Raw genomic sequence first — 25,426 nt, 5'->3', positions numbered from 1 at the left:
TTTTCAAAATATCAATGCTTCCTGTATTAGAAGGATGAGAAAAGAACGAAATAAAATAATAGAATTATTTTAGACTACTGATTAGAACCTTTTTGAAAATCATGATGGACGCTGTAAGAGAAATGTTTTTAAATTTAAAAGAAACGAATACATGAAAAGAGCCAAACTGTTGTCCCTTGTTTGTATAGGAATAATGTTTTTATATATGATTCCGATTGCTGCCCTGCCGCAGGTTCAGAGTAATGACCTCAATTCAGCGTCAATCCGTATTGAGTATGTATTAGCAGGCCATCCAGCAAGTCAAATTACAGAACTTCCCAAATACAATGAGAATATTTCCGGCAAGATCAAACTCACTACGTACCAAAATAAAATTTACCAGGTCATCATCCAGGAAATTGACAGGGGAAATTATGTAGAAATAAATGGTTCACTGGAACATTTGGATTCAGGGGCTTCAGCGCTGACTCTTGGAATTATCTTTCCGGAGAAAGGCACAAATTGGAAATGGTATTCCGGTCTTGACCATTCGTATGTAATCAAAACAGATTCGGTGTATGCGGATTTGGTATCAGCCAATACTATTGTGCCTCCGGATGGTGCGTTAAATGGCAAGACATTACCGGATGGTGGATATGGGGATGCAGTAGGCCGGGGAAAGATGTCATTTTATCCTCTCTGCGCAATTAGTATGGATGGAAAAGGAGAAGCATTGGGAATTGATTTATCATTACCGATAGTATATCGCTTGGAAGCTGAGAAAGAGAAGCTAATTGCTGAATTTGATATTGCTACCAGTCCACTGACAGATAAATTTCCAAACCGCAGTTTTTTTAAGTTGAGCAGGTTTGCATTTGATGCTGGCTGGGGAATGCGATCAGCTTTAGAAAAATATTATAAAATTTATCCTGGATCTTTTAAAAAGAGAGTTACTGCAGAAGGCATCTGGCTTCCTTTCACTCCCCTTGGGAAAATCCCTGGCTGGAGTGATTTTGGATTTGCCTTTCACGAAACTTCCTGGAACAGTAGCGATCAAAAAAATGGGCAAAAAGTTCCATCTATTGTATCAGACAAGGAATCAGGCGTGTTAAGTTTTCAATATACTGAACCCTGGGATATCCAATTGCCTATTCAATCAGCAGAAGTGGATTATAAAACGCTTTTTTCATCCAGGATTATTCCCGAAGCAAAAAAGGAATTTTTGGAAACGAGTGTCGCCGAAGATAAAAATGGGCTTTGGCAGATCCGGCGCCTGAAAACTCCCTGGTTTAAATCGGGCTGGGCTGTAAGCATCACCACAAATTGTAATCCTGATATATTAGGAACAAGCAGGTATCGTAATATTTTGAAAGAGGAGATAGATCCGGCCGTTAAATTGAATGTTGACGGGATTTATTTTGATTCTATGGAGTGGAACTGGCATAATGATTTAAATTATCGGAAAGAGCATTTTAAATACACGAATTATCCTTTGACTTTTTCTAAGGACGTTGCCAGGCCGGCTATCTGGAATTTTACATCGGAATTTGAAATCATGAAAAAAATAGCTGATGAAATGCATTCCCAGGGGAAACTGGTCATGGGCAACGGACATGCCTGGAACCCTTTTGCAGCCGCTAACCTTGATTTATTCGGGGCAGAATTGAGCTGGTATTCAACCGGGGACCATGATACAAAGGCTTTGGATTTTAAAAGAGCTATTTCGTTCCAGAAACCTATTGTGTTTCTTTTGAATGAGGGTTTAAATGATACAGCGTTTACAAAATTCCCTTATGAAGGCTATGCAATTTATTTTGAAAAATTGATGGCTTATGGTTTTTTCCCCTCTTTTTTTAGCGAGGATGCTTCAAGTGATCCCTACTGGCAGGATAGTAGTAAGGTAGAGAGAGGCCGCCCGTTTTTTAAAAAATATATTCCTGTTATCAAACAATTATCGCAGGCCGGCTGGCAGCCGGTCACTTACGCCACCACCCGGCTGAATTCCGTTAGAATTGAAAGATTCGGAGGTCAGAGAAAATTATTTTTTACTGTTCGGAATAATGGTAATACAGATACAGATTGTGTCATTTCATTGGATCTGAAAGCCTTAAATTTAGAAAAATATTCCGCCTTTGAAATGATTGGCAAGAACTCTTTAAATAGTAAGGATAATCATGTTTATATAAAAGTGCCTGCAGGAAGAACCAAAGTTATCCAAATCATTACAGGTTCAAAATAATTTAAGATGTATAAATAAAATCCATGAAATTTAACTTCATCTATTTCTTCTAAACCGCTATTTTTTTATCTAGCAATTTGGTTTAAAAAATCGAATCATTTGGAATTTTTGATAAACAATCAGAAAAATAAAACGAACGTAATTGGCAAAATCAACCAATTGCAAAAAAATATTTTTGCTTTTTAATATTTTGATGCAGCATATTCCAAAAAATATTGCCATATTTACTATAGAGAATAGTTAAAGGAATGATTTTGTCAAAAAAAACGAATTACTTGATTAAAACAGTATTACTTGATTAAAAAACAGAATTGCTTCTTAGCTGGTTATTTTTTCGATTACAAGATGTGAGTTGCATGTAGAATTGTATTGCAGAATTTAGAATAAAAAAGCATATCTGCCGGAAGAGCTTTATTATTCCTGTGCAACTGTTTTTTATTCATACCCCTCGGGCTCCTGAGAGATTTCAAGATTTATTTTTTGAAATATTTTAAAACCTTTTGTCAATTCTAAATTTATGTATATGGGAAAAATTTTTCGAATACTGCTAATGCTGATTCCTGCCCTGTTTATGGGATTCTTGCTAAAAGCCCAAACCCGGGTTCTTAAAGGGAAAGTAGTATCAGCCGAAGGTTCGCTGGTGGGTGCCTCTATTGTAATTAAGGGTACAACAACCGGAACTGCAAGCGGCTCTGATGGCTCCTTCACTTTAAATGTCCCTGATAGAGAAGTTACCTTAGTGGTTACTTCTATTGGGTATGTAAAAGCCGAACGTTCAGTGGGCCAAAATGAAACGAATGTCGAAATCACTCTTGTAAAGGACAATAGTGGTTTAAGTGAGATAGTGGTGACTGCATTAGGTATCACACGGCAGTCGAAGACATTGCCTTACGCAACACAAACTGTAAAGGTGGGCTCACTTACAGAAGTAAGAGACCCTAATAATGTTTTGAATTCACTGCAGGGAAAGGTGGCTAATGCGGTAATTAACCAGGGCTCAGGTGGCCCAGGCAGCGGGGCCCGAATTGTGTTGCGTGGTAACCGCTCTATTCAGGGAACCAACAATGCCCTGATCGTGGTGGATGGAGTCCCTATTACGAACGATACATACAGCTCTGCAGGAAGTGACTTCGGTTCTGTTCAGAGTTCAGATGGCGCCTCTAATATTAATCCTGACGATATTGAATCAGTTACCGTATTGCCCGGAGGATCAGCAGCGGCTTTATATGGAAGCCAGGCAGGCAACGGGGTAATAGTTATCACCACTAAAAAAGGAACAAGAGATAAAATGACCGTTACCCTGAATTCAGGACTTGCATTTGAAAACGCGTGGTCTTTACCAAAAGTGCAAAACAAATATGGCCAGGGAAATGGTGGTGTATTGGATGTTACCTCCGGGGAAAGCTGGGGAGCTAAAATGACTGGCCAGAGTATTACCAATTACCTGGGGCAACCTTCTACTTATTCTCCTCAACCTGATAATATAAAGGATTTCTTCAGAACCGGACTCGGGTTAAATAATTCAATAAGTGTATCAGGGGGTTCTGCAAAAGCCCAAACTTACCTTTCCTATACTAATAATATTGTAAACGGAATTATCCCCAAAAATGACCTGACCAGTCATACGGTAAATTTGCGAATCACTAACCAGATTTCGAAGAAATTTTCTACAGATGCAAAAGTTACCTATGTAAATGAGATTATAAAACACATGCCGCGTACGGGTGAAGAAAATGCGCCTGTGATAGACATCTATCAAATTCCAAGAAATGTTCCTTTATCTGACGCCAAACAATATGACTCATTAAATAATGTAGGAGTTCCTGTAGCTACCGCGTGGCCTTCCACTTTAAGTTCTATTTATCAAAATCCGTACTGGATGGTAAATAATACTTCCCTCAACCAAACTCGTAACAGGATCATGGGCTTTTTATCTGCAAAATATGATATTACTGATTGGCTAAACATAACGGGCCGCGCTAATATTGACAAAATAATGGATAACCAGGATATCATATATTATCAAAGCACATTGTTATGGGCTACACAAGCAGGAGGATATTACGCAAAGAACAATATCAATATCACTCAAAAATGGTTTGATGTTATGCTTACAGGAAACAATAAAATTTCCGAAGACTTTAAGATCAATTATCATTTGGGCGCTATTTACCAGGATAATGCGTATGACCAGAACCAGGGAACAGCAAACGGATTAAATGTAACCAATAAATTCAGCCTTAATTTCGCATCGAACCCGGCTTTATCTTCGTCAGGAAATGAAGTACAAACACAAGCTGTATTTGGGCAGGCGAATATATCTTTTAAGGATGCCATTTTCCTTGATGGAAGTTTGCGAAATGACTGGGATTCACGCTTACCTTCACCCTATTCATTCCAATATTATTCAGTGGGAACATCAGTTATTATATCAGACCTGATAACCACACTTCCCACTAGTATTTCTTTCCTGAAAGCGAATTTAAACTACTCTGAAGTAGGTAACGGCGGGCAGTTTGGGCTACTGAATGCAACGTACGGTTACAGCCAGGGAGCAGGTAATGGCTTTTTAAGCAGAGGCACTACTTTACCTTTTCCCACTTTAAAACCTGAAATTGTTAAGAACTTAGAAGTTGGCATTGCAGCCAGGTTTCTTAACGATCGTTTGGGTTTTACAGCAAACTATTATAAAAGCAACTCTTTTAACCAATTATTGCAACTTAACCTGCCAGTGGGAACCGGTTATGCCAACCAATATATAAATGCAGGTAATATTCAAAACAAGGGAGTGGAAATTGTATTGAATGCAACACCTATAAAGAACCAGGATTTTGATTGGGATATTGATTTGAATTTCGCTTTAAACCGCAATAAAATAGTTACTTTAAGTAAGGATATTAAGACAGTTTATCTTGCCGGAGGATTTGGACGTTCGGGAACACCTGTGGTAACTGAAGGAGGAAGCTATGGTGATCTTTTAGCCTATCAATGGCAAAAGGATGCAAAAGGAAATCATATGGTGATAGACACAGGAGCAAACGCGGGAAAACCACTTACTACTGATATATCAGGCGCCGCTCAGGGGTACATTGGTAATTTTAATCCGAGAGCAAACTTAGGAATGACTAACACGTTTACTTATAAAAGATTTTCTTTAAGGATTTTAGCTGATGGCCGTTTTGGAGGTGTGATGATTTCCGGAACTGAAATGAATCTTGCTTTTAGTGGTATTACAGAAGGTACGGAAGCCCACCGCGAGGGAGGATGGAACCTTGGAGGTGTAGATGCCAATGGGCAGGCGGTATCTAAACCGATAAGCGCCCAGGACTTTTGGCAAACAGCTTCCGGAAAACGATATGGCGTAGGTGAATTTTTTGCGTATGATGTTACCAGTTTCAGAGTAAGAGAACTTTCTTTCGGATATGATATTCCAGTAGGGCAGAATTCTTTTATAAGATCAGCCAGATTCTCCGTTATCGCACATAATTTATTCTGGCTGTACCGCGGCAGTTCCATAATGAATATTCCCGGAGAAGGTAAACGCAAAATGTGGTTCGATCCCGATATGAGCCTGGGAAATGGCAACTACCAGGGAGTAGAATATGGAACTTTGCCTTCTACCAGGAGCCTTGGCTTTAATTTAAAACTAACTTTCTAAAGTCTAAATAATTAAACCTTAAAGTTTATGAAACGAATAAATTTTTTATCCTGCAAACATGTATATGTATTGCTCTTTTGCTTCACTATATTTTTATTGTTTAACTCCTGCACTAAAAAATTCGCTGAGATAAACACTGATAAAAATAGCATTGCAACTGTAGGAGCGGCAGAACTTCCATTTCTATTTTCCCAGGCACAATCCACTGCTACAAATAGCCAATGGAATTACCAGGTAGCACAAAATCTGTTCGCCGATCAATACGCACAATACTTTGCATGTGAAGCTACTTATTTCCCTTCGGACCGTTTGGTAATAAGGATGGACTGGGTAGGCGCCGCTTTTAACCCCATGTACACAACCGTAGTTCCCCAGTTACAAACGATTTTTAACAGCACAGATTCTTCTTCGGCCGAGCATGCGCTTGCCAGCATCTGGTGGGTATATACCTTTCATAAGGTCACAGATTATTGGGGGCCGATTCCGTATTTCTCAGCGGGCACACCGGGTAGCTCGGTTCCCTACGACCCGCAGGATAAAATCTATGATGATTTTTTTAAAAGGCTTGCAGCAGCAGTCACCGTTTTGAAAGGGAAAACCGGGGAACAACCTTTTGGGAGTTATGATCTTATTTATGGTGGCGATGTAAATAAGTGGATAAAATTTGCAAACACGCTTCGTTTGCGACTGGCGCTGAGAATTTCAAATGTGGATGCTGGCCGGGCTAAAACTGAAGCGGAAGCTGCAGTAGCTGACGGAGTAATGACCACCAGCCCCGGTGATGATGCACTTATTCAAAGAACCACGAAGGGCGATGATGGCAATGGCCTTTCTATTATGTCAGATTGGAATGAATTCAGGATGAGCGCATCAATGGAATCAGTATTGAAAGGATACAAAGACCCACGGTTACCAATTTATTTTTTACCTGCGGTGAATACAGGAGAGTACAACGGCTTAAGAAACGGGCTTAGTGTTGTTCAGTTGGGTTTGGATGCCAATAAAGCTGACAATAATTCTCATGTGGGTCCACGGTGGGCCTCGCCGGCTGCGGGGGGAATTTCAACTTATCTTTCCACCCCGCAAAACGTGATGGCTACCGCAGAAGCGTACTTTCTGAGAGCCGAAGGTGCTTTGCGTGGCTGGAATATGGATGGCAATGCCAAAGATTTATATAATGCCGGTATTACTAATTCCCTTGCACAATGGGGCATTACGGATGCAACAATAGTTAATAATTACATCAACAGCATGAATACGCCTGTTCCTCCAGGGGATTATCTTAATTCACCCGCCATGACCACTATTCCTGTAAAGTTTGGGACAAGCCTTGCTGAGCAAAAAGAACAGATTGCCACCCAAAAATGGCTCGCGCTTTTCCCTGACGGTATGGAAGCATGGGCTGATTATAGAAGAAGCCATATTCTAAAACTTTACCCGGTAGTTAATTCGGATAATCCTGATATCACCAATACCAGAACCCAGTGGATCAGGAGAATTCCTTTCCTTCTTTCGGAGACGCAAAACAACGGGGCCGCTGTTGAAGCAGCAATACCATTACTCAATGGTCCGGACAAAGTAACGACGCCTCTCTGGTGGGATAAAAACTAATTTCGCTATTTTATAGATTCTTTTTCAAAGATTCCATTTGTAAAAATGGAATCTTTAGTTTTAGCAAGGCACCTGGAAGATAAAATCTGAATATGTCAACTTTTTTGAGAAATATCTGCTTCTTTTTTTTAACAAGCCTGTTTTTTAGTTGTAGTGATAATACTTCTCACTTATTTACTCTTCTTGATGAAGGAAGGACCGGGATAAATTTTAAGAATACTATTTTCGAAGACGAAGCATTGAATGTGCTGAATTATACTTATTTCTATAATGGCGGAGGAGTGGCTATCGGGGATATCAACAATGACGGCTTGCCTGATATTTTATTCACGGGCAATATGGTCAGAAACAGGTTGTTCTTAAATAAAGGTGGTTTTAAATTTGAAGATATTACTGAAAAAAGCGGAATTGCTGACAAACAAGGATGGTGTACGGGCGCAACTATGGTGGATATTAACGGGGATGGTAAATTGGACATTTACATTTGCCGTAGCGCCGATATTAATCGTGAAAGAAGGAAGAACTTGTTGTTCATTAATAATGGAAATCTGACATTCACAGAAAAAGCGGAGAAGTACGGTTTGGCAGATGTAGGCTATTCAACCCAGGCTGCTTTTTTTGATTATGATAAAGACGGGGATTTGGATTGTTTCATTATCAATCACTCTTTAAAGCAGTACACAACAGGCGCACAACTGCATCCGGAATTACGCAATCAGCGCAATCCCGATTTTGCTGATAAATTATACCGTAATGATAACGGGCATTTTACCGAAGTAAGTAAAGAAGCCGGAATTACCTCTAATGTATTTACGTTTGGCTTGGGCCTTTCAGTTTCTGATATCAATAACGACGGGTGGCCGGATATTTATGTGTCCAATGATTTTAATGAGCCTGATTATTTATTTATAAATAACCGCAACGGTACTTTTAGTGAACAGTTGTCCAATCAAATAGATGAAGTTCCTTTGGCTTCAATGGGCTGCGATGCCGCAGATTATAATAATGACGGATTTGTTGATTTACTGACGTTGGATATGTTACCCGAAAGTAATGAAGGCCAAAAAATGCATAATGGGGCAGAAAACTATGATAAATTTCAATACCTCTTCAGCCAGGGATTTTATTATCAATACAGCCGTAATATGCTGCAAAAGAATAATGGTGACGGAACGTTCAGTGAGATCGGGCAATTAGCAGGCGTGTCTAACACTGACTGGAGCTGGAGTGCATTGTTTAGTGATTTTGATAATGATGGCAACAAAGATCTTTTTATAAGCAATGGCTATGTAAAAGATTATACCAACATGGATTTTTTGAAGTCCTCCATGAATAGTGTTATACAGGCCAGACAAGGAGGAGGGCCGGCAACTTCAGAAAAGGATTATATTGATAAAATGCCAACCAATGAAATTCCGGATTATATCTTTCAAAATAGGGGGGATCAAACTTTTACCAATCGTTCGAACGAATGGGGTTTTGACCAAAAAACGGTTTCATCCGGAACTGCCTATGCTGATTTGGATAACAATGGAACTATGGACCTGGTGATTAATAACATCAACGGGCTGGCAGGTATTTATAAAAATAATAGTGGAACGCTGCTGAAAAATAATTACCTGAAAATAAAATTGACAGGAGATTCAAAAAATACCGGCGGCATTGGGGCTAAAGTAAAGCTGTATTGCGGCAAGCAACAATTCTACCAGGAAGAGTTTCCCGTCCGGGGTTTCCAATCATCCGTAGATCCGGTATTGAATTTTGGAATCGGAAAACATGCAATTATAGATTCGTTATTAATCATTTGGCCTGATGATCATATGCAAATCCTGCGAAATGTAAAACCCAATCAGGTATTGACATTGAAGATAACTGATGCACGTAATAAATGGCATTATGATACGACTGCGCATAAATATGAATCCTATTTTTCGACTGACACGCTTAATAATATGATTCATGCGGAAAATAATTTCGATGACTTTACAGTTCAGTCATTGCTACCTAACTATCTTTCACGCCAGGGCCCCTGCCTTGCGGTGGCAGACGTAAATAAGGATGGATTGGACGATGTATTTTTCGGCGGGGCAAAAGGACAGCCTTCTCAATTATTTATTCAAAATGCAGAGGGCACATTTACAAAAAAAACGGAACCTGCATTTTTAAAAGATGCGGTAAGTGAAGATGTATCTGCTGAATTTTTTGATGCAGATGGCGATGGGGATATGGATTTATATGTGGGTGGCGGTGGATACGAGTTTACTGAAAATGATCCTGCTTTGCAGGGAAGACTATACATTAACGATGGCAAAGGAAATTTTTTCAAAAAGGAAATTGCCATTCCTAAAACGTATACCAGTACAGGTTGCGTAAAAGCTGCCGATATCAATGGTGACGGCAAGATGGATTTATTTATAGGTGGCCGGGTTGTTCCGGGCAAATATCCGGCCGCACCTGAAAGTAAAATTTTAATGAATGACGGCAAAGGAAATTTCACAGATGCTACCGCCAATGTCGCACCTTCCCTGCAACATATTGGAATGGTAACGGGTGCCGTTTGGATGGATATTAATAAAGATGGAAGACCCGATTTGATTGTTGTAGGTGAATGGATGCCGGTAAAAATTTTCATTAATCAAAATGGGAAATTGATTGACGCCTCTTCCGAATATATAAAATTTCCCAGCAGCGGTTGGTGGAATTGCATTTATGCAGAAGATATGGATGGGGATGGGGATAAAGATTTGGTAATAGGAAATTATGGGTTGAATACGCAATTTCATTGTACAGAGAAGGAACCCATGACCCTATATTTTAAGGATTTTGACAACAATGGCTCTATTGATCCTATACTTTGTTATTATATTGATGGGGTTTCTTACCCTGCAGCCTCACTGGATGATCTCACTGGCCGGCTTCCTTCGCTTAAGAAAAAATTTCCGACGTATAAAGACTATGCCGTTGCGATGATCCATGATTTGTTTACGAATGAAGAACTTAAAAGCGCCTCAGTTTTAAAGGCACAAACGATGCAAAGCATGTACCTGGAAAACCAGGGAAGTAAAGGTTTTTTGATGCATAAATTACCGTTGGAGGCTCAATACTCTCCGGTGTATAGCATCACTTCAGTTGACGCTAATCATGATGGGAAGAAGGATTTATTGTTATGCGGCAACAACACCTGGACGAGGATAAAGTTTGGCCGCTATTCTGCCAATCATGGGGTATTGTTATTGGGAGACGGGAAAGGTAATTTTTCGTACGTGCCGCAGTATAAAAGCGGTTTGAAAATAAGGGGAAATGTCCGCAGCGTTGTTTCCGTAAAGAATAAAGACAAAGTACGAATTGTGGTTGGGATAAATAATTCAAAAGCTTTATTGCTTCATCTTAAATGATTGGCGATTTTATCTTTTGACCTTAGATAGAAATTTCGATAATTATGATTCCGAGCATAAAAAAATCTTTTTCATCTCCCTCATTTGCAGGCGCCCATCAGGTATTCAATTTTAAGAATCCGCCATCTATCGGGTAATCTGTGCCCGTAATGAATGAAGCTTCATCGCTGCATAAATAGAGCGCTAAAGCAGCCACTTCTTCAGGCTTTGCCATCCGGCCAATGGGCTGGGTTTTTGAAAGCTTTTCAAACATCTCTTCTTCTTTTCCCGGATAATTTTTTTGTAAAAAGCCATCAACAAATGGCGTATGAACACGCCCTGGCGAAATGGAATTACAGCGGATACGGTCTGCAATATAATCTTTGGCCACCGACATTGTCATTGCGGCCACTGCCCCTTTTGCCATCGAATACGCAAACCGGTCTGGAATGCCTACCCACGCTGCAACTGAAGCCATGTTTATAATTACACCTCCGCCATTTTTTTTCATTACCGGGATAGAAGCAAACAAACAATTGTATACGCCCTTTATATTCACGCCCACAATGCGATCAAAATCCTGTTCACTTGTTGTGTCTGCCTTACCAATGTGCGCGATTCCTGCATTGTTCACTAATATATCATGCGTTCCTATTGCATTAATTGTTTTAATCAATTCCTGCTGAAGGGCAACATTACAGGCATGAGAAAACACTTTGCCACCATTTGCCTCAATTTCTTCCACGGATGATTTCGCAGTCTCGCTGCTCAACTCTATAATATGCACCTCAGCTCCCTGTTTGGCAAACAAAACGGCAATTGCTCTTCCAATACCGCTTCCCGCGCCGGTTATGATAGCTTTTTTATTATCTAAAGAAAACATGCTCTCTAAGTTTTTTATAAAAAATATTTTCAAATCTAAATTATGAATGGCTGCTCGTTCAAGTCAAAAATCTTTTTCATTAGAACCCATTTTTCACCAGGCTTGCTGCCAGGAATCCCTTGCTGGTATTTCCACATCAGTTGTTCCCACTCCTGCACTTTCGCATTTGCATTATCCATTTTTTCCTTTTCGGGAAATGAAAAATTTTCACTGGTTTCCATAATCATAAAAAGGCGATTGAAAGCTCTGTATATTTCCATGCCTGTGATGCCAGCCTTCTCCATTGATTCAAGAATTTCAGGCCAGATCTTTTTATGGTGATTTTCATATTCTGCAATCATCGCGTCATCATCTTTCAAATCGAGCGCAAGACAGTATTTCATTTTCTATTAATTAAAAAATCTAAAAGTAAGTTATTATAGATAAAATTTCGACGGTTATCATACCCTCCTTCCTGCGTACACAAATTTTTTTTAAAATAGAATGCCCGAATTTTTAAATAAGATCAAAATTCCGAACAGGCTGTTGTTAGCGGCGGTTTAAACTAGAAAAATATATTATTTCTTAGTCTACTGCTAATGCCGTTTCTAATCTTTAAAAATTTTATCCAACGGCCTTAAACGCTTTTGCAGCCGGTTTCCGGGATAAAATCTTTTAGCAAAAACCATCCTGAAATTACCTGTATTAAACCAATATACAGTATGGCTTTTTACACCTTTAAATGCCAGGTTATCAAATACCCAGTTGGCGCTGATATTCCAGCTTCTGCTATTGTAGCCGGCAGCTACGCGAAAGCGCGTCACGGGATTTAGTGAAAAATGTGTATGAGAATTTTTTTCCAAATGCTCGTTTGCAAAACTGAAAGCAAGATTGCCTGTTACGGAACCTGTGATAAAAAATTGAGCTACCACAATTTGCGTGTATGCATAACCGATACCCGGGCCAATGCTTAGATAATTTATTTTACTCAGATTTTTTTGAGGGTATTTTTCGCTTACTGATTTTGGGATGAGGTTGCTGTCTGCCTTCACTACCCCATAATACAATTCCGCGCCCGCCAGAAAACTTCCGGCAGATTTTTTTTGCAATTCATTTTGTATGAACGACGCACGGTATGAAAATCTTTTAGAATTAAAAATGTAATACCGAGACAAGCCAAATAAATTCAACCGGAAGTCTTTACGATAATAATTTTCCGCAGGCTCATTGAAGCTGCCGGCAAGATGAAACCCTTTATATAACTGGCCATACACATCTGTTACCCATTTTGGTTGGTATAAATGCATCTGTAAATCCAGGTATTTGGTTTTATTATTTTTTTTACCAGGATTTAAAAAATCAAAACCGTAGGCAATGTTTAATGAAAAATTATGGTAGGTGGCACCCACGCCCAAATTGAAAGTGGTATTTGGCAAATAATGCAGGCCAGGCGCATTTTTAGCTTTTAAATTAAAGCGGCTGTATTTTTGGGAAGTATACATGCGGCCGGTAATGCTGTTAGGAAAATAAACGTAGTAAGCGCTATCATTCCCACGGCTATTTTGCGCATTAACATTCAGAGCGCTCACTGACAGCAACACAAAGCATATTATCGGGCCGGAGAACTTCGCCATATACAAACATTTTATTTCACTAAATCTTTGCAAACAACTATGAAGCCAGAAAGCCTTACTATCAAAATACAAAAAAAAGAAAACAAGGTATTTGTTGATTTACTACAAATAAAAAGCCAACCATTTGCAGGCTGGCTCATTATCAAAAAAAATCTTTTCTAAACCAAAGCATTTTCCAATACTTGTTGCATGGTTTTCACATAATGAATTTTTAATCCTTTGATATAAGCCGGATTAATATCGTTAATATCTTTTTCATTTTGTGCACTCATAATAATTTCACGGATACCGGATCTTTTTGCAGCCAAAACTTTCTCCTTAATACCGCCCACAGGAAGCACCTGGCCGCGCAAGGTAATTTCGCCCGTCATTGCAAGATAAGGCTTCACGCGCCGGCCAGTAAACGACGAGGCTAACGCGGTCATCATGGTAACGCCGGCACTTGGTCCATCCTTGGGCACGGCGCCTTCCGGGACGTGGATGTGTACATTCTTTTTATAAAACATTTCAGGATTTATTCCGTATTTCTTTGCGTTAGACTGAAGGTAACTTAATGCCGTAGAAGCGCTTTCCTTCATTACATTTCCAAGATTTCCTGTCAATTTCAAATCGCCTTTGCCGTTGTCGCTCATCGCGGATTCAATAAATAAGATATCACCTCCTACATAAGTCCAGGCGAGGCCTACTGCAACGCCGGCCATATTTGCCGTCCGGTACACTTCATTGCTATATCTTGATTTACCAAGAATTTTCTCAACATCATTAATGCTTACCGTCGGCTTTAATTTTCCTTTTTCCGCATAATCCCTTGCAAGCTTTCTCATCAGGCTGGCCAATTGCCTGTCAAGTTCTCTTACACCACTTTCCCGGGTAAAATCGGCGATTACTTTTCCTAAAACAGAATCGCTCATTTTAAACGACACATTTTTTAAGCCATGCGCTTCTTTTTGCTTTGGCAACAAATGCCTTTTTGCAATTTCAATTTTTTCTTCCAGAGCATAACCACTCAACTCTATAATTTCCAAACGATCGCGCAGTGCAGGCTGAATATTTTGAAGATTATTGGCAGTAGCAATGAACAACACTTTGCTTAAATCATATTCCAGCTCAAGGTAATTGTCGTAAAAATTATTATTCTGCTCCGGATCCAGAACTTCAAGCAAAGCTGAAGAAGGATCGCCACGAAAATCAGTTCCAACTTTATCTATTTCGTCAAGAATCATAACAGGGTTAGAAGATTTTGCCTTACGGATGGATTGAAGAATTCTTCCGGGCATAGCGCCGATGTATGTCTTACGATGGCCGCGTATTTCGCTTTCATCATGCAGGCCGCCAAGGCTAACGCGGACGTACTTTCTATTAATGGCATTGGCTATACTTTTTCCCAATGAAGTTTTACCGATTCCGGGAGGGCCTACGAAGCAAAGAATCGGGCTTTTCATATCGCCTTTCAGCTTTAAAACAGCGAGGTATTCTAAAATCCTTTGCTTGATTTTTTCCATGCCATAATGATCGTGATCCAAAATTCTTTTCGCCTTTTTGAAATCGTATTGATCCCTGGTATAATCTTCCCACGGCAAATCAAGCATTAAATCAAGATGATTGTAAACGACAGAATAATCAGGCGTTGAAGGATGCATACGTTCAAGCTTCTCAATTCCTTTATTGAACATTTCCTTTGCTGCAGCAGGCCATTTTTTTGCTTCCGCCTTCTTTTGCATTTCCTTTACCTCTGCTACATTATCTCCTCCAAGCTCTTCTTTGATGGCTTTCAATTGCTGTTGCAGGAAATAATCCTTCTGCTGCTTGTCAAGCTCGGCGCGGGTTTTATTGGTGACCTTATTTTTTAATTCCGCGTATTGCAATTCTGTCTGTAATAAATTCAATAACATTTCTGCCCTTTCCTTTATGTTTTGAATTTCCAGCAGCTTTTGCTTTTCCAGAATATTACTATTTAAATTACTGCTTACAAAATGGATAAGAAAGGAAGGATTTTCAATGTTTTTTAAGATAATGGTTGCCTCCGAAGGCATATTGGGAGATAGCTGAATAATTTGCCCGGAAAGCTCTTTTATGGAACTCACCATTGCGTCAAAATCGGTATCTTCCTTCAGCTCTTCTTCCGCAAGAATTGTAATCTTCGCTTTAAAAAACGGCTCTTCCATAGTAATCTCGTCAATGCGAAAACGCTTCTTACCCTGGATTATAACGGTAGTTCCGCCGTCAGGCATTTTTATTAGCTTAAGGATTTTTGCGACCGTTCCCACATTAACTAAATCTGCTGAGGCAGGCTCTTCCACGAGGCTGTCTTTTTGAGAAATTACGCCTACCAATTTGTCAGTCTTGTAAGCCTCTTGCACGGCCTTAATGCTTTTGTCGCGCCCCACTGTTATTGGTATTACCACTCCGGGAAAAAGAACCGTATTTCTCAAAGGTAGCAGTGGCAACTCAGCAGGGATGGGCTGTTCATCATTTCCGTCACCCTCTTCGTGAAGCGGAATCATGGGCATGAATTCCATTTCATCTTCCGGCCCATTCATAAAAAATTTATTATTCATATATTTTTTTCACTTGTCAATCTGTCAAAATTTTCGGCAAAGAAACGAACATTTTCAGGTATTACTATATTATTCAACATTAATGCCACGTTAAATAGCCGGACAGTAAAAGAACATTTAGCGCTGATTTTTATTTTGAATGTCGTTACATCTTTAAACGAAATTTGTTCATAACTTATTTAACGGCATAAAAAAAATTTCTTTTTTAAGGAATTAAATTAAATTTATTTACAGTCTACACCCAAGGATAAACAAAAAAAACATGCCTGAAATTTTGCTGGTTGATGATCATTCAATAGTCAGAAAAGGGCTCAGATTATTAATACAGGATTATATTCCTCGTACTAATATTGATGAAGCGTTTGATGGAACTTCTGCGCTTGAAAATATTAAGCAAAAAAATTATGATTTAGTCATGATGGATATCAACATGCCTGGCACGGATTCGTTTGTAACGCTTGAAACTGTCCTGGCTATCAGGCCGGGATTAAAAGTTCTCATTTTTAGTATGAATTCCGAAGAAGTATTTGCCAAAAGATTTTTGAAAATTGGTGCAAAGGGCTATCTAAGGAAAGATTCAAATAATAGTGAAATACAAAAAGCTATTGAGGTGGTTTTAAATGGAAAAACCTACATCAGCCCTGAGCTAAGCCAAAAACTCGTGGCGGGGATGCGATCTAAAAGTCAGCCGGAAAATCCTTTTGATAAATTATCATCACGCGAGTTTGAAATTGTTCAACACATGGCGCAGGGAAATTCGGTTTCTGAAATGGCCAAAAAACTTAATATTCATACTTCAACAGTTGGCACCTATAAAAGCCGCATATTCGAAAAATTACAGGTTCAAAACCTTGTAGAACTGCTTAGCCTGGCAAGGACTTATGATGTTATATTTCCTTCCTGACAAACAAAATGTAGTTTTTTTATTACAAATACTTGACCGCTTTACTACAAATAAGCGAATGGCTATTGTCTAATTTTGAACCAATCAGATATTACCATCAAAAGATGTCTTTTCAATCTATGATAGTTTTATGACTGGTTATTAAGAACCTACGCCAAAGTGCACCGTTGGTAACCTCAGGAAAGAAGCGACAGTTGTTGAGCTGTCGCTTTTCTTTTTTATCTCTCTTAAAAAAAATAACTTCAAAGATTCATCGGAGTCTTGCAAATGAAAAAATAATTTGTTATGGGTTGAAATTTAATGCCTTCTCCGCATTAATTCATAAACCCTGCGTGACAATTCTCTCATTCTTTCACGCACTTTTTCTTCTGTAACCGGTGTCAATAGCGCGATTGCATACTTTACCGTCCCGTCATCCACAATGCCCGCATCATTGGTAAAATAGCGCCACCACCCTGATTTATGATAAAACATAACGTTATGGGGAAGGCCTCCGGATAGTTTGGTTGTATCCAATTGCCTTCCCAACAAAACTTTTATTTGCTGGCTTACCCACGGGCTAATTAATGTATTGGTATATATTTTAAACATAAAATCTGCCGCGTGCAGAGCGCAGGTAACCGTTCCTCTTATCGTATCATATCCTGCATCTTCAAATTTGCGGGGCAAATATTTTCTTGTCACTTCACTTCCAACCCATCCATTGGCGTGCATCATTTTATTAATATTTTTTCTGCCGGCGATATCAATTAGGCAATTAGCGGCTGAATTATCGCTTCGCGTAATCATCAGATCCAATAAATAATTAATGGTAACGGTGTCGCCATCACGCAGCAAAGGCCGCGGATCCCAGCTTATTTCTTTCACTACATCCACATCATTGGGCGTTTTTACAATATAGGGTTCAGACAATGAGTGCGCGCCTTGTTCAATTTGGTTCAGCACTTCCATCGCTACATACATTTTATAAAGAGAAGCCGGATAAATAAAATTATCCATATTTACCCCGCCAATTACGGGGCTTTTAGCCGCGAGGTCAATTACTGCAAAAGAAATTTTTTCCATTCCATCGTCACCTGCATCATAAGTTCCATCAAGATGAACATCATGAACAATCTGATACAAAGAATCTGTAAATTCTCTCTTTTGAATATAATAAGAGGGTATTGTTGTTTGAGCCACCATCATTAATGAGGTAAGATGAAATGAAATAAATAATGATAACCTTTTCAAGATTCAATTGTTATTGATAAAAAATAATTCACACAAAAAATAGTGCGACAAAATAAAAATCCGGAATATTTATCTATTTACTGTCAGGTTTGTTTACTGCTGCTATCGTACATCAGGGCGATCTTCCACTATTTCAATGCGGGCACCCTGCAAGGCATCGTTTACCATTATCTGGCAGGATAACCGCAGGTTAGTGTGGACGTAAGCGCATTTCTGAAGCGTGCTTTTTTCATTTCTTTCCATTATGCTTTCGCCCATGCTTTGTGCAATTACCAGGCACGTTCCACATCTGCCTATTCCTTTACATTCGCCAAAATCTTCGACATAAAGTTTTTCATTTATTAATACCATAAGGTTTCTGAATTCTCCTTCGAAAGTAGCCACCTCGATTTCTTCCTTATTATAAAAAATTGAAAAACAAATATCCTTTTTTCGCACAATCATTATTGGCAGAATGATTTAAAAACAACATAAAGCTGCAATACAAAAATCATAACGACTTTGATTTTATCCAAAACTGATCCTGATAGTCATCAACAAGAGGCTCGCGAACCAACTGGTCGCCAATACCTTTCAGTTGCTTATCCGATAGCGCTTTGCAGAGATGCGGAAACAATATTCTTTCTTCAAAACGGATGTGGTTGTCAATCGTGTCTGAAAGTTCGAGCAGAATATCCTCTGCGTATTGCAAGCCTGAAGTTTCTATGTTTTTAAAGACTGTTTTAATTTCTTGATGATCAGCCAAAGCTTTTTGCACCTGTTTGTCTCTTACCAGGCCAAAAAGTATTTCCTCTTCTTCTTTAAAATGGCCTGAAAAATAATGGCTCCAGAAATAGCTGACATAATCCAGCATCCGCTGCTTTTCTATATGAAACTTGATGCCCTGTCTGATTTTCCAACAAAATAAAGATCCCGCATAGTGATCTTTTGAGAAGGGAAGCAAGCCGGATTTTGATTTTTCATGACTGATTTTCATCCGTTTGAATTTTTGCAAATCTATTTACAATTTATCAACTGCTGATCAATTGAGTTTAAAACGGCACTAATCTTGTTTAGTATTTGTTTGTTTTTTTAAGTGATGAATAGGCATTCTATTAATTCGTATACACCTAAATACTTAATTCATGGCTGATTTAAACACCCCCGTTGGCTCGCTGGACCATATTGAAGGAAAAACAAGCGCAACTATCACATTGGTGGAGTATGGCGATTTTCAGTGTAAGAAAAGTGCGGAGGCTTATCCGCTCATAAAAAGGTTGATAAAAGAATTTCATAATGATCTTTTGTTTGTGTTCAGAAACTTTCCTGATGAGCAGTTGCCGGAATCTATGATTGCAGCTCAGGCCGCCGAAGCAGCAGGTTTGCAGAATAAATTTTGGGAAATGCATGATTTAATTTTCGAACAGCAGGATCAGCTTACGGAAGATAATTTGATATATTTCGCCGAATCTTTAAATCTGAACCTGGAGCAGTTTGATGACGACAGGGCAAGTCAAAATGTTATGGCAAAAATTGAAAGTGATATTGAAAGTGGCATCAGGGCTAATGTTTCATCCACTCCAACGTTTTTTATTGATGACGAATTAATAAATGATTACGATGAAACTTACGAATCCTTAGCTAATGCAGTTCGCAACGCTGAATAATTGTTCACGCATTTTTTGGTCAACTGTAAGTTTTATTTTATAGTAAACTAAAAAATAAGTTGATTTTTATTTCGAGGTAAAAAATAGTTAGCGGTAATATGATTTTTTTATTGGTTGGCAAAAACCTTTTTCAAAATCTCTGTAACGCGGGCGGCAGGATTTTGCCGGATTTGCTGCTCTTCAAGGCCGATTTTATAAAACAAGCCATTGAGCGCCTTTCCGGTTACATAGGCTGTGAGGTCAGTATTGACGGGCTTATTGGAGAACCGGTTGTAGGTGCTAAAAACATCGCTCCAGTATTTTGTAGCGTCTGTTTTGTCAAGAGATTTTGAAATTATTGGCTTAAAGGCAGCAGTTAGTTGCGCAGTTGTTTTTTCTTTCAGATAGTCAGTGGCAGCGGTGTTGCCACCCCTTAATATTGAAAACGCATCCTGGATGGTCATTTGTTTTATTGCATTGATAAAAATATTGCCCACATATTTTGATGCATCTTCGGCAGCGCGGTTCATGGATAAAACTGCTTTATCAACTACACTTCCAAAACCAACATCTCTTAACGTTTTTTCTACCTTTTGCGCTTCCGGCGGCATCACGATTTTAACGAGAGCATCTTTGTAAAACCCATCTAATGCAGATAATTTAGTAGTAGCAGTGTCAGTTCCAACGCGTAACGCTGTTTTTAAACCATCAACAACTTCTTCGGTAGTAAGATTTCCGTTGGGGGTTCCGACAGAATTTAAAATATTTTTCGCAGTATCACACCCTGAAAAAGCGAACAAAAATATCATGCATGAAATATAAACTTTATTCATAAGTTCTTTTTCAAAAAAGATTCAAGTACAGTGCCAAAAAGAATTTTTGATTTGACATTAATCGTTTCGCATGCAGATCTCAATCTATTTTAAAGTTCTATACCAATTTTTTTCATCAATATTGAAGCGTTCAAACTGTTGCAAACACCGGGTTTCAGGCGATAATCAAAATACAATTCGTCATTGCTAACCTGCACATCAAAATGATAATTACGAATACTCCCTGAAAAATCTTCCTTTAAATTCGCCAGCTCAAGATCGTGAGTTGCAATAATGGCTGCGGCTTTTCTTTTTATTAATTGCTTAATCAGCGCCTTTGATCCTGTATGCCTGTCCAGTGAATTTGTACCTCTCAGGATTTCGTCGAGCAGTATAAAAACCTTCTCTCCTGCATTTACACGGTCAATTATGGCTTTTAATTTTTTTAACTCTGCATAAAATGTAGAAGTGCTTTCTTCAAGATTATCTGTAACCCGCATGCTGCTGATTAACTTTACGTGCGAAACAGCAAATGATGCAGCACATACCGGTGAGCCAGTCATTGCAAGCACTGTGTTAATTCCGATGCTTCTGAGGTAAGTGCTTTTTCCTGCCATGTTAGAACCTGTAACCAGCATGAGTTCTGAATTGTCCTCGATGTTTATAAAATTATTTACTCTTTTTTCTTTGGGTATTAACGGATGGCCAATTTCATTTCCATGAATTGAAAAATAATTTTGATTGATTTGAGGAAAAACCCAGGAAGGGTGATTAAAGCAAATAACGCCGAGGCTGTTGATCGCTTCAAAACCGGCAAGTGTTTGAAACCAGGAATTAAAATTATTCTGAACATTTTTTTTCCACTTTTCGAGATCCAGCACCTGCTGCAGGTTCCATAAAAGCAAAAGATTAAGGGGAGCTGATAGCACGAGGTTATACCTGATATCGAGGCGATCCAGTATATTTTTTAATCTTAAAATATCTGCTGAAGCTTTTTTATTTTGCTGCCGGAAAATTGATTGCCATTGTTGCAATAACGAGGTATTAAAGGCTTCCTTTTCGATTGAAGAAATTGTAGAATAAAGTGTTCGCATTTCGTCGGAAACCTTTGATAATTGCTCATGAACAGGCGCTACATATTTGTTAATTTGATAAGCAATGATTGCAAATAAAAATAAGGAGGTATAAAAGATTGTATTTCCAACAAGGCTAAAAATATATAATACAACAATGGTAATAATAATTGCGGGCAATACATATCGAAGCCATTTCCACGGTCTGAATCCTGAAAAAATATCGGAGGCTTGCATCCATTTTTCAAGGCGCTCTTTGGCAGAAAAAGTAACTTTATTTTTTTGGCCATTTGCCTGGAAATCCTGGCTCCATATCATTTTAGCTGATAGCTCTTTAATTGCTTCCTGGCGGTTGATTATATCTGCAACCGGTGCAGGCGCTTTTAAAAAATCAGCCAGTTGCCTGCTTCCCGGCTCGGAAGTAGTGCGGTTGATATATTGAAATAAAGAAGCTCTGCCAAATATGTCAAGATCATTTGCATACTCGTGCTGTTTGGGAATATGCTCCGATCCGTTGTCAAAAACAAAATAGTTGCCGCTTAGAAATTGTAATTCATTTTCATTAATAGCTATCAACTTATCCGTGTGCTCAATTTTTGCATGATTTTTTAAATCTGCTTTTATGAGTTGAACAAAAACAATCAGCAACAGAATTATGGCGCCCATTACAAATCCGATTCCCAGCGACCACAGAAAATAAAATGCAGCAACAATAGCAACGACAGCACCGAGTCTCAGCCACGCAAAAGAAGATTTCTTTTGTTTGAGCTTTTTCAGTTGTAGTTGCAGCTCGGTTAATCTGCTTTCATAAAATTGTCTGGAATCCATGTCAAAATTTTCTTAAAAAGTTTGTAAAAGTACTTGAATAAACAAGAGTATGATTTCCAGTCAAACGATTTAAGCTATAATTAAAAAGGAACACTTGTGCTGCTCTTGATTTCGCCCATCACAAAAACGCTTTTTACGCTCCCTATGCTTTTAATAGTGCCCAATACGCCCAATACAAATTTTTGATATGCAGGCATATCTTTAACCAGGATTTTCAACATAAAATCATAATCGCCGGCGATGTTATAACATTCAACTACTTCAGGAATGGACTGGATTTCTTTTACCAGCTTTTTGCCATTTTCGTTGGTATGTTGCTTTAATGAAACATTACAAAAAACAGTTAAGCCCTTATCCAATTTTTCTTTGTCGAGCAGAGCAACATACTTTTTTATATAACCATCTTTTTCCAGTCGCTTGATGCGTTCATGCACGGGCGTAGTGGTAAGGTGAAGTTTTAAAGAAATTTCGCGGTTGGTAATATGCGCATCGTTTTGCAACATTTTCAGGATTGATTTATCAATTGTATCCAACATTTTTAAAAGTTTATTTTGCTGTCAAATATAAACTGAATACTAATTTTTAGAATAATTTTCTATTTAAAATATTCATATAGAACAAAATTCCAAAGTTATAAGACTTATAAAGAAATTTTATCCAGATGCTTAGTTTTGCTTAAAATTTTTAAAAGCCTCTGAACATGCTTACTCACAATTTAGGATACCCACGTATCGGCAGCCACCGAGAATTAAAAAAAGCGAATGAACAATATTGGGCCGGCAAAATTTCGGCGATTGAACTGGAACAAACCGCCAAGAGCATCCGCCTTCAAAACTGGCAGTTGCAGCAAAATGCAGGGATTGATATTATTCCATGCAATGATTTTTCCTATTACGACCATGTATTGGATACAAGCCTGATGGTGGGTGCTATCCCTGAAAGATTTCATTCGCTCATGGAAAAAAAGCAATTACGGGATATTGATTTGCTTTTTGCAATGGCGAGAGGTTATCAAAAAGACGATTATGATATCACTGCAATGGAAATGACGAAGTGGTTTGACACCAATTATCATTTCATTGTACCTGAGTTCGTTGCGAATCAAAAATTTTGTTTCTTTTCTAAAAAGATAATTCACGAATTCCGCGAAGCGAAAAGAGAAGGGTTTAACGCAAAGCCTGTATTATTAGGGCCTATTTCCTACTTGTTGCTCGGCAAAGAAAAACAGGAAGGCTTTCACCGCCTGGAATTAATAAATAATTTGTTACCCGTTTATTTTGAAGTTTTAAAAAATCTGGACGATGCAAATGCCCACTATATCCAATTTGATGAGCCTTGCTTGTCATTAAATCTTACTGAGGCAGAGCGAAAGCTTTTTATTAAGGTTTATAGTGATATCAAAAAGGCATTTCCCGGTTTGCACATTATCCTGGCTGCTTATTTTGAATGCTATGGAGATAATCTAGAAACGGTTTTGCAGCTTCCGGTTCAGACGTTGCACCTTGATTTGGCACGTTGTCCTTTGCAATTGGAGGATATTCTGCAGACCAGTATTCGTCAGTCTAAAATGAGTTTATCATTAGGCCTTACCGATGGCAGAAATATCTGGAAAAATGATTTTACGAATTCACTTCTATTGATAGCAAAAGCGAAAGAAGCTATCGGCGCCGACAGAATTATGATTGCGCCCTCCTGTTCGTTGCTCCATGTGCCTTGTGATTTGGATTTAGAAACTGATGAAAAAAATCTTCCGTCAACAATTAAAAACTGGATGGCTTTTGCCAAACAAAAAATTGATGAAGTAGCAACGTTGGCTGCGCTTTCAGAAGAAAATCCCTCAACAGAAAATCTGCGCAAGCTGACCGATAATAAAAAAGCGATTGATGAAAAAAAACAATCCGCTCTTATTCATAAGCAAAAAATTCAGGACAGGATAAAAAAGTTTTCTGATAAAGACTTAAATCGTCAAAGTCCATTTTCTAAAAGAAAAGCCATACAACAAAAGCAGTTAAACCTTCCCTTATTTCCTACTACTACTATCGGCTCTTTCCCGCAAACAAAAGAAGTACGGGGATGGAGAGCCAAACTGAAGAAAGGAGAAATTGCCAATGAGGAATATGATAGCCTCGTAAAAAAAGAAATTGAATCATCTATCCGCTGGCAGGAAGAATCAGGAATTGATGTGTTAGTGCATGGTGAATTTGAGCGCAATGACATGGTGGAATATTTTGGCGAACAACTGGATGGATTCGTGTTTACTAAAAACGGATGGGTGCAAAGCTATGGCAGCCGCTGTGTGAAGCCCCCGATCATTGTTGGCGATGTGGAAAGAAAACATCCGATGACCCTTTATTATACAAAGTTTGCTCAATCATTGACGAAAAAATTGGTAAAAGGAATGTTGACCGGGCCGGTTACCATACTGCAATGGAGTTTCGTGCGCAATGACCAGCCGCACGCTGAAACGTGCATGCAGATTGCTTTTGCAATACGTGACGAAGTTGCTGATCTTGAAAATGCAAATATCAAAATCCTTCAAATTGATGAGCCGGCACTTCGTGAGGGGTTGCCATTACGCAAAGAAAACTGGCGTAATTATTTAGATTGGGCTGTTAAGGCGTTTAAGATTTCCGCCTCAGGCGTGAAGGATGAAACCCAGGTTCATACACACATGTGCTATTCAGAATTTAATGACATTATTGAAGATATTGCGGCCATGGACGCCGATGTCATTACTATAGAAACTTCGCGATCACAAATGGAATTACTGGATGTATTTGCAGCATTTAAATATCCGAACGATATCGGTCCGGGCGTGTATGATATTCATTCGCCACGGGTGCCATCAAAAGAAGAAATGATAGATTTGATTCATAAAGCCAGCAAAGTTATTCCTGCAAAACAATTGTGGGTAAATCCTGATTGCGGATTAAAAACCCGGGCATGGCCCGAAACGAAGGCAGCCCTGGAAGCAATGGTAGATGCGGCAAAGATATTAAGAAAGGAAGCGGTAATACCGGCCGAAGTTTAGACTGA

17 protein-coding genes are annotated in these 25,426 nt (G+C 38.8%); 7 read left to right on the top strand and 10 right to left on the bottom strand.

The window, feature by feature from the left end:
• Positions 1 to 151: 151 nt before the first annotated feature.
• The 4 genes from EFY79_RS08600 to EFY79_RS08585 all read left to right on the top strand — a co-directional run bounded on the left by EFY79_RS08600 (position 152) and on the right by EFY79_RS08585 (position 10,882).
• The gene (locus tag EFY79_RS08600; protein ID WP_148041882.1) at positions 152 to 2,218 is read left to right on the top strand and encodes a hypothetical protein; all 2,067 of its coding nucleotides are present in this window, start codon (positions 152 to 154) and stop codon (positions 2,216 to 2,218) included.
• Positions 2,219 to 2,741: 523 nt separating this feature from the next.
• Positions 2,742 to 5,876: a SusC/RagA family TonB-linked outer membrane protein gene (locus tag EFY79_RS08595; protein WP_123120285.1), complete on the top strand. Its 3,135-nt coding sequence runs from the start codon at positions 2,742 to 2,744 to the stop codon at positions 5,874 to 5,876.
• A 27-nt stretch (positions 5,877 to 5,903) separates the two neighbouring features.
• On the top strand, positions 5,904 to 7,487 hold the full coding sequence (locus EFY79_RS08590) for a SusD/RagB family nutrient-binding outer membrane lipoprotein (protein ID WP_123120284.1): 1,584 nt from the start codon (positions 5,904 to 5,906) through the stop codon (positions 7,485 to 7,487).
• Between the two features lie 92 nt (positions 7,488 to 7,579).
• Positions 7,580 to 10,882 carry a VCBS repeat-containing protein gene (locus EFY79_RS08585; protein ID WP_123120283.1) on the top strand — a complete coding sequence of 1,101 codons (3,303 nt, stop codon included), beginning with the start codon at positions 7,580 to 7,582 and terminating at the stop codon, positions 10,880 to 10,882.
• Between the two features lie 97 nt (positions 10,883 to 10,979).
• Here the strand turns inward: EFY79_RS08585 and EFY79_RS08580 are convergent, their stop codons facing one another.
• The 4 genes from EFY79_RS08580 to lon all read right to left on the bottom strand — a co-directional run bounded on the left by EFY79_RS08580 (position 10,980) and on the right by lon (position 15,915).
• The gene (locus EFY79_RS08580) at positions 10,980 to 11,744 is read right to left on the bottom strand and encodes an SDR family NAD(P)-dependent oxidoreductase (RefSeq protein ID WP_123120282.1); all 765 of its coding nucleotides are present in this window, start codon (positions 11,742 to 11,744) and stop codon (positions 10,980 to 10,982) included.
• Between the two features lie 35 nt (positions 11,745 to 11,779).
• The gene (locus EFY79_RS08575) at positions 11,780 to 12,127 is read right to left on the bottom strand and encodes an L-rhamnose mutarotase (RefSeq protein ID WP_123120281.1); all 348 of its coding nucleotides are present in this window, start codon (positions 12,125 to 12,127) and stop codon (positions 11,780 to 11,782) included.
• A 204-nt stretch (positions 12,128 to 12,331) separates the two neighbouring features.
• Positions 12,332 to 13,357: a DUF4421 domain-containing protein gene (locus tag EFY79_RS08570; RefSeq protein WP_123120280.1), complete on the bottom strand. Its 1,026-nt coding sequence runs from the start codon at positions 13,355 to 13,357 to the stop codon at positions 12,332 to 12,334.
• Positions 13,358 to 13,515: 158 nt separating this feature from the next.
• The gene (gene lon, locus EFY79_RS08565; RefSeq protein WP_123120279.1) at positions 13,516 to 15,915 is read right to left on the bottom strand and encodes an endopeptidase La; all 2,400 of its coding nucleotides are present in this window, start codon (positions 15,913 to 15,915) and stop codon (positions 13,516 to 13,518) included.
• A 262-nt stretch (positions 15,916 to 16,177) separates the two neighbouring features.
• Here lon and EFY79_RS08560 point away from each other — a divergent pair, with 262 nt between their 5' ends.
• On the top strand, positions 16,178 to 16,819 hold the full coding sequence (locus EFY79_RS08560; protein ID WP_123120278.1) for a response regulator: 642 nt from the start codon (positions 16,178 to 16,180) through the stop codon (positions 16,817 to 16,819).
• A gap of 297 nt (positions 16,820 to 17,116) precedes the next feature.
• Here the strand turns inward: EFY79_RS08560 and EFY79_RS08555 are convergent, their stop codons facing one another.
• The 3 genes from EFY79_RS08555 to EFY79_RS08545 all read right to left on the bottom strand — a co-directional run bounded on the left by EFY79_RS08555 (position 17,117) and on the right by EFY79_RS08545 (position 19,028).
• Positions 17,117 to 18,052 (bottom strand): serine hydrolase, encoded by a 936-nt coding sequence (locus EFY79_RS08555; protein ID WP_148041881.1) that lies wholly within the window; start codon positions 18,050 to 18,052, stop codon positions 17,117 to 17,119.
• A 102-nt stretch (positions 18,053 to 18,154) separates the two neighbouring features.
• The gene (locus EFY79_RS08550; RefSeq protein WP_123120276.1) at positions 18,155 to 18,496 is read right to left on the bottom strand and encodes a 2Fe-2S iron-sulfur cluster-binding protein; all 342 of its coding nucleotides are present in this window, start codon (positions 18,494 to 18,496) and stop codon (positions 18,155 to 18,157) included.
• 46 nt (positions 18,497 to 18,542) lie between these two features.
• Entirely contained in the window at positions 18,543 to 19,028 is a 486-nt protein-coding gene (locus EFY79_RS08545; RefSeq protein WP_123120275.1) for a hemerythrin domain-containing protein, read from the bottom strand.
• A gap of 148 nt (positions 19,029 to 19,176) precedes the next feature.
• Between EFY79_RS08545 and EFY79_RS08540 the strand changes: the two genes are divergently transcribed.
• Positions 19,177 to 19,698: a DsbA family protein gene (locus EFY79_RS08540; RefSeq protein ID WP_123120274.1), complete on the top strand. Its 522-nt coding sequence runs from the start codon at positions 19,177 to 19,179 to the stop codon at positions 19,696 to 19,698.
• Between the two features lie 107 nt (positions 19,699 to 19,805).
• On the opposite strand, the gene EFY79_RS08535 is transcribed toward EFY79_RS08540, so the two are convergent.
• The 3 genes from EFY79_RS08535 to EFY79_RS08525 form a co-directional block, all read right to left on the bottom strand.
• Positions 19,806 to 20,510 carry a DUF4197 domain-containing protein gene (locus tag EFY79_RS08535; protein WP_123120273.1) on the bottom strand — a complete coding sequence of 235 codons (705 nt, stop codon included), beginning with the start codon at positions 20,508 to 20,510 and terminating at the stop codon, positions 19,806 to 19,808.
• Between the two features lie 89 nt (positions 20,511 to 20,599).
• The gene (locus EFY79_RS08530) at positions 20,600 to 22,390 is read right to left on the bottom strand and encodes a MutS family DNA mismatch repair protein (RefSeq protein ID WP_123120272.1); all 1,791 of its coding nucleotides are present in this window, start codon (positions 22,388 to 22,390) and stop codon (positions 20,600 to 20,602) included.
• Positions 22,391 to 22,470: 80 nt separating this feature from the next.
• Positions 22,471 to 22,926 (bottom strand): Lrp/AsnC family transcriptional regulator, encoded by a 456-nt coding sequence (locus EFY79_RS08525; protein WP_123120271.1) that lies wholly within the window; start codon positions 22,924 to 22,926, stop codon positions 22,471 to 22,473.
• 164 nt (positions 22,927 to 23,090) lie between these two features.
• Here EFY79_RS08525 and metE point away from each other — a divergent pair, with 164 nt between their 5' ends.
• Positions 23,091 to 25,421 carry a 5-methyltetrahydropteroyltriglutamate--homocysteine S-methyltransferase gene (gene metE / locus EFY79_RS08520; protein WP_123120270.1) on the top strand — a complete coding sequence of 777 codons (2,331 nt, stop codon included), beginning with the start codon at positions 23,091 to 23,093 and terminating at the stop codon, positions 25,419 to 25,421.
• Positions 25,422 to 25,426: the final 5 nt, after the last annotated feature.

This window comes from Hanamia caeni, assembly GCF_003721595.1.
In the GTDB taxonomy this organism is placed as follows: domain Bacteria; phylum Bacteroidota; class Bacteroidia; order Chitinophagales; family Chitinophagaceae; genus Ginsengibacter; species Ginsengibacter caeni.
This window is presented reverse-complemented; position numbering and strand designations above follow the sequence as displayed.

Excerpts from the sequence above, each read along its gene's own strand:
- lon (WP_123120279.1), bottom strand. The coding sequence starts at position 15,915 with ATGAATAATAAATTTTTTATGAATGGGCCGGAAGATGAAATGGAATTC.
- EFY79_RS08535 (WP_123120273.1), bottom strand. The coding sequence starts at position 20,510 with ATGAATAAAGTTTATATTTCATGCATGATATTTTTGTTCGCTTTTTCA.
- EFY79_RS08595 (WP_123120285.1), top strand. The coding sequence starts at position 2,742 with ATGGGAAAAATTTTTCGAATACTGCTAATGCTGATTCCTGCCCTGTTT.
- EFY79_RS08600 (WP_148041882.1), top strand. The coding sequence starts at position 152 with ATGAAAAGAGCCAAACTGTTGTCCCTTGTTTGTATAGGAATAATGTTT.
- EFY79_RS08575 (WP_123120281.1), bottom strand. The coding sequence starts at position 12,127 with ATGAAATACTGTCTTGCGCTCGATTTGAAAGATGATGACGCGATGATT.
- EFY79_RS08580 (WP_123120282.1), bottom strand. The coding sequence starts at position 11,744 with ATGTTTTCTTTAGATAATAAAAAAGCTATCATAACCGGCGCGGGAAGC.
- EFY79_RS08525 (WP_123120271.1), bottom strand. The coding sequence starts at position 22,926 with ATGTTGGATACAATTGATAAATCAATCCTGAAAATGTTGCAAAACGAT.
- EFY79_RS08530 (WP_123120272.1), bottom strand. The coding sequence starts at position 22,390 with ATGGATTCCAGACAATTTTATGAAAGCAGATTAACCGAGCTGCAACTA.
- EFY79_RS08560 (WP_123120278.1), top strand. The coding sequence starts at position 16,178 with ATGCCTGAAATTTTGCTGGTTGATGATCATTCAATAGTCAGAAAAGGG.
- EFY79_RS08585 (WP_123120283.1), top strand. The coding sequence starts at position 7,580 with ATGTCAACTTTTTTGAGAAATATCTGCTTCTTTTTTTTAACAAGCCTG.
- EFY79_RS08540 (WP_123120274.1), top strand. The coding sequence starts at position 19,177 with ATGGCTGATTTAAACACCCCCGTTGGCTCGCTGGACCATATTGAAGGA.
- metE (WP_123120270.1), top strand. The coding sequence starts at position 23,091 with ATGCTTACTCACAATTTAGGATACCCACGTATCGGCAGCCACCGAGAA.
- EFY79_RS08570 (WP_123120280.1), bottom strand. The coding sequence starts at position 13,357 with ATGGCGAAGTTCTCCGGCCCGATAATATGCTTTGTGTTGCTGTCAGTG.
- EFY79_RS08590 (WP_123120284.1), top strand. The coding sequence starts at position 5,904 with ATGAAACGAATAAATTTTTTATCCTGCAAACATGTATATGTATTGCTC.
- EFY79_RS08545 (WP_123120275.1), bottom strand. The coding sequence starts at position 19,028 with ATGAAAATCAGTCATGAAAAATCAAAATCCGGCTTGCTTCCCTTCTCA.
- EFY79_RS08550 (WP_123120276.1), bottom strand. The coding sequence starts at position 18,496 with ATGATTGTGCGAAAAAAGGATATTTGTTTTTCAATTTTTTATAATAAG.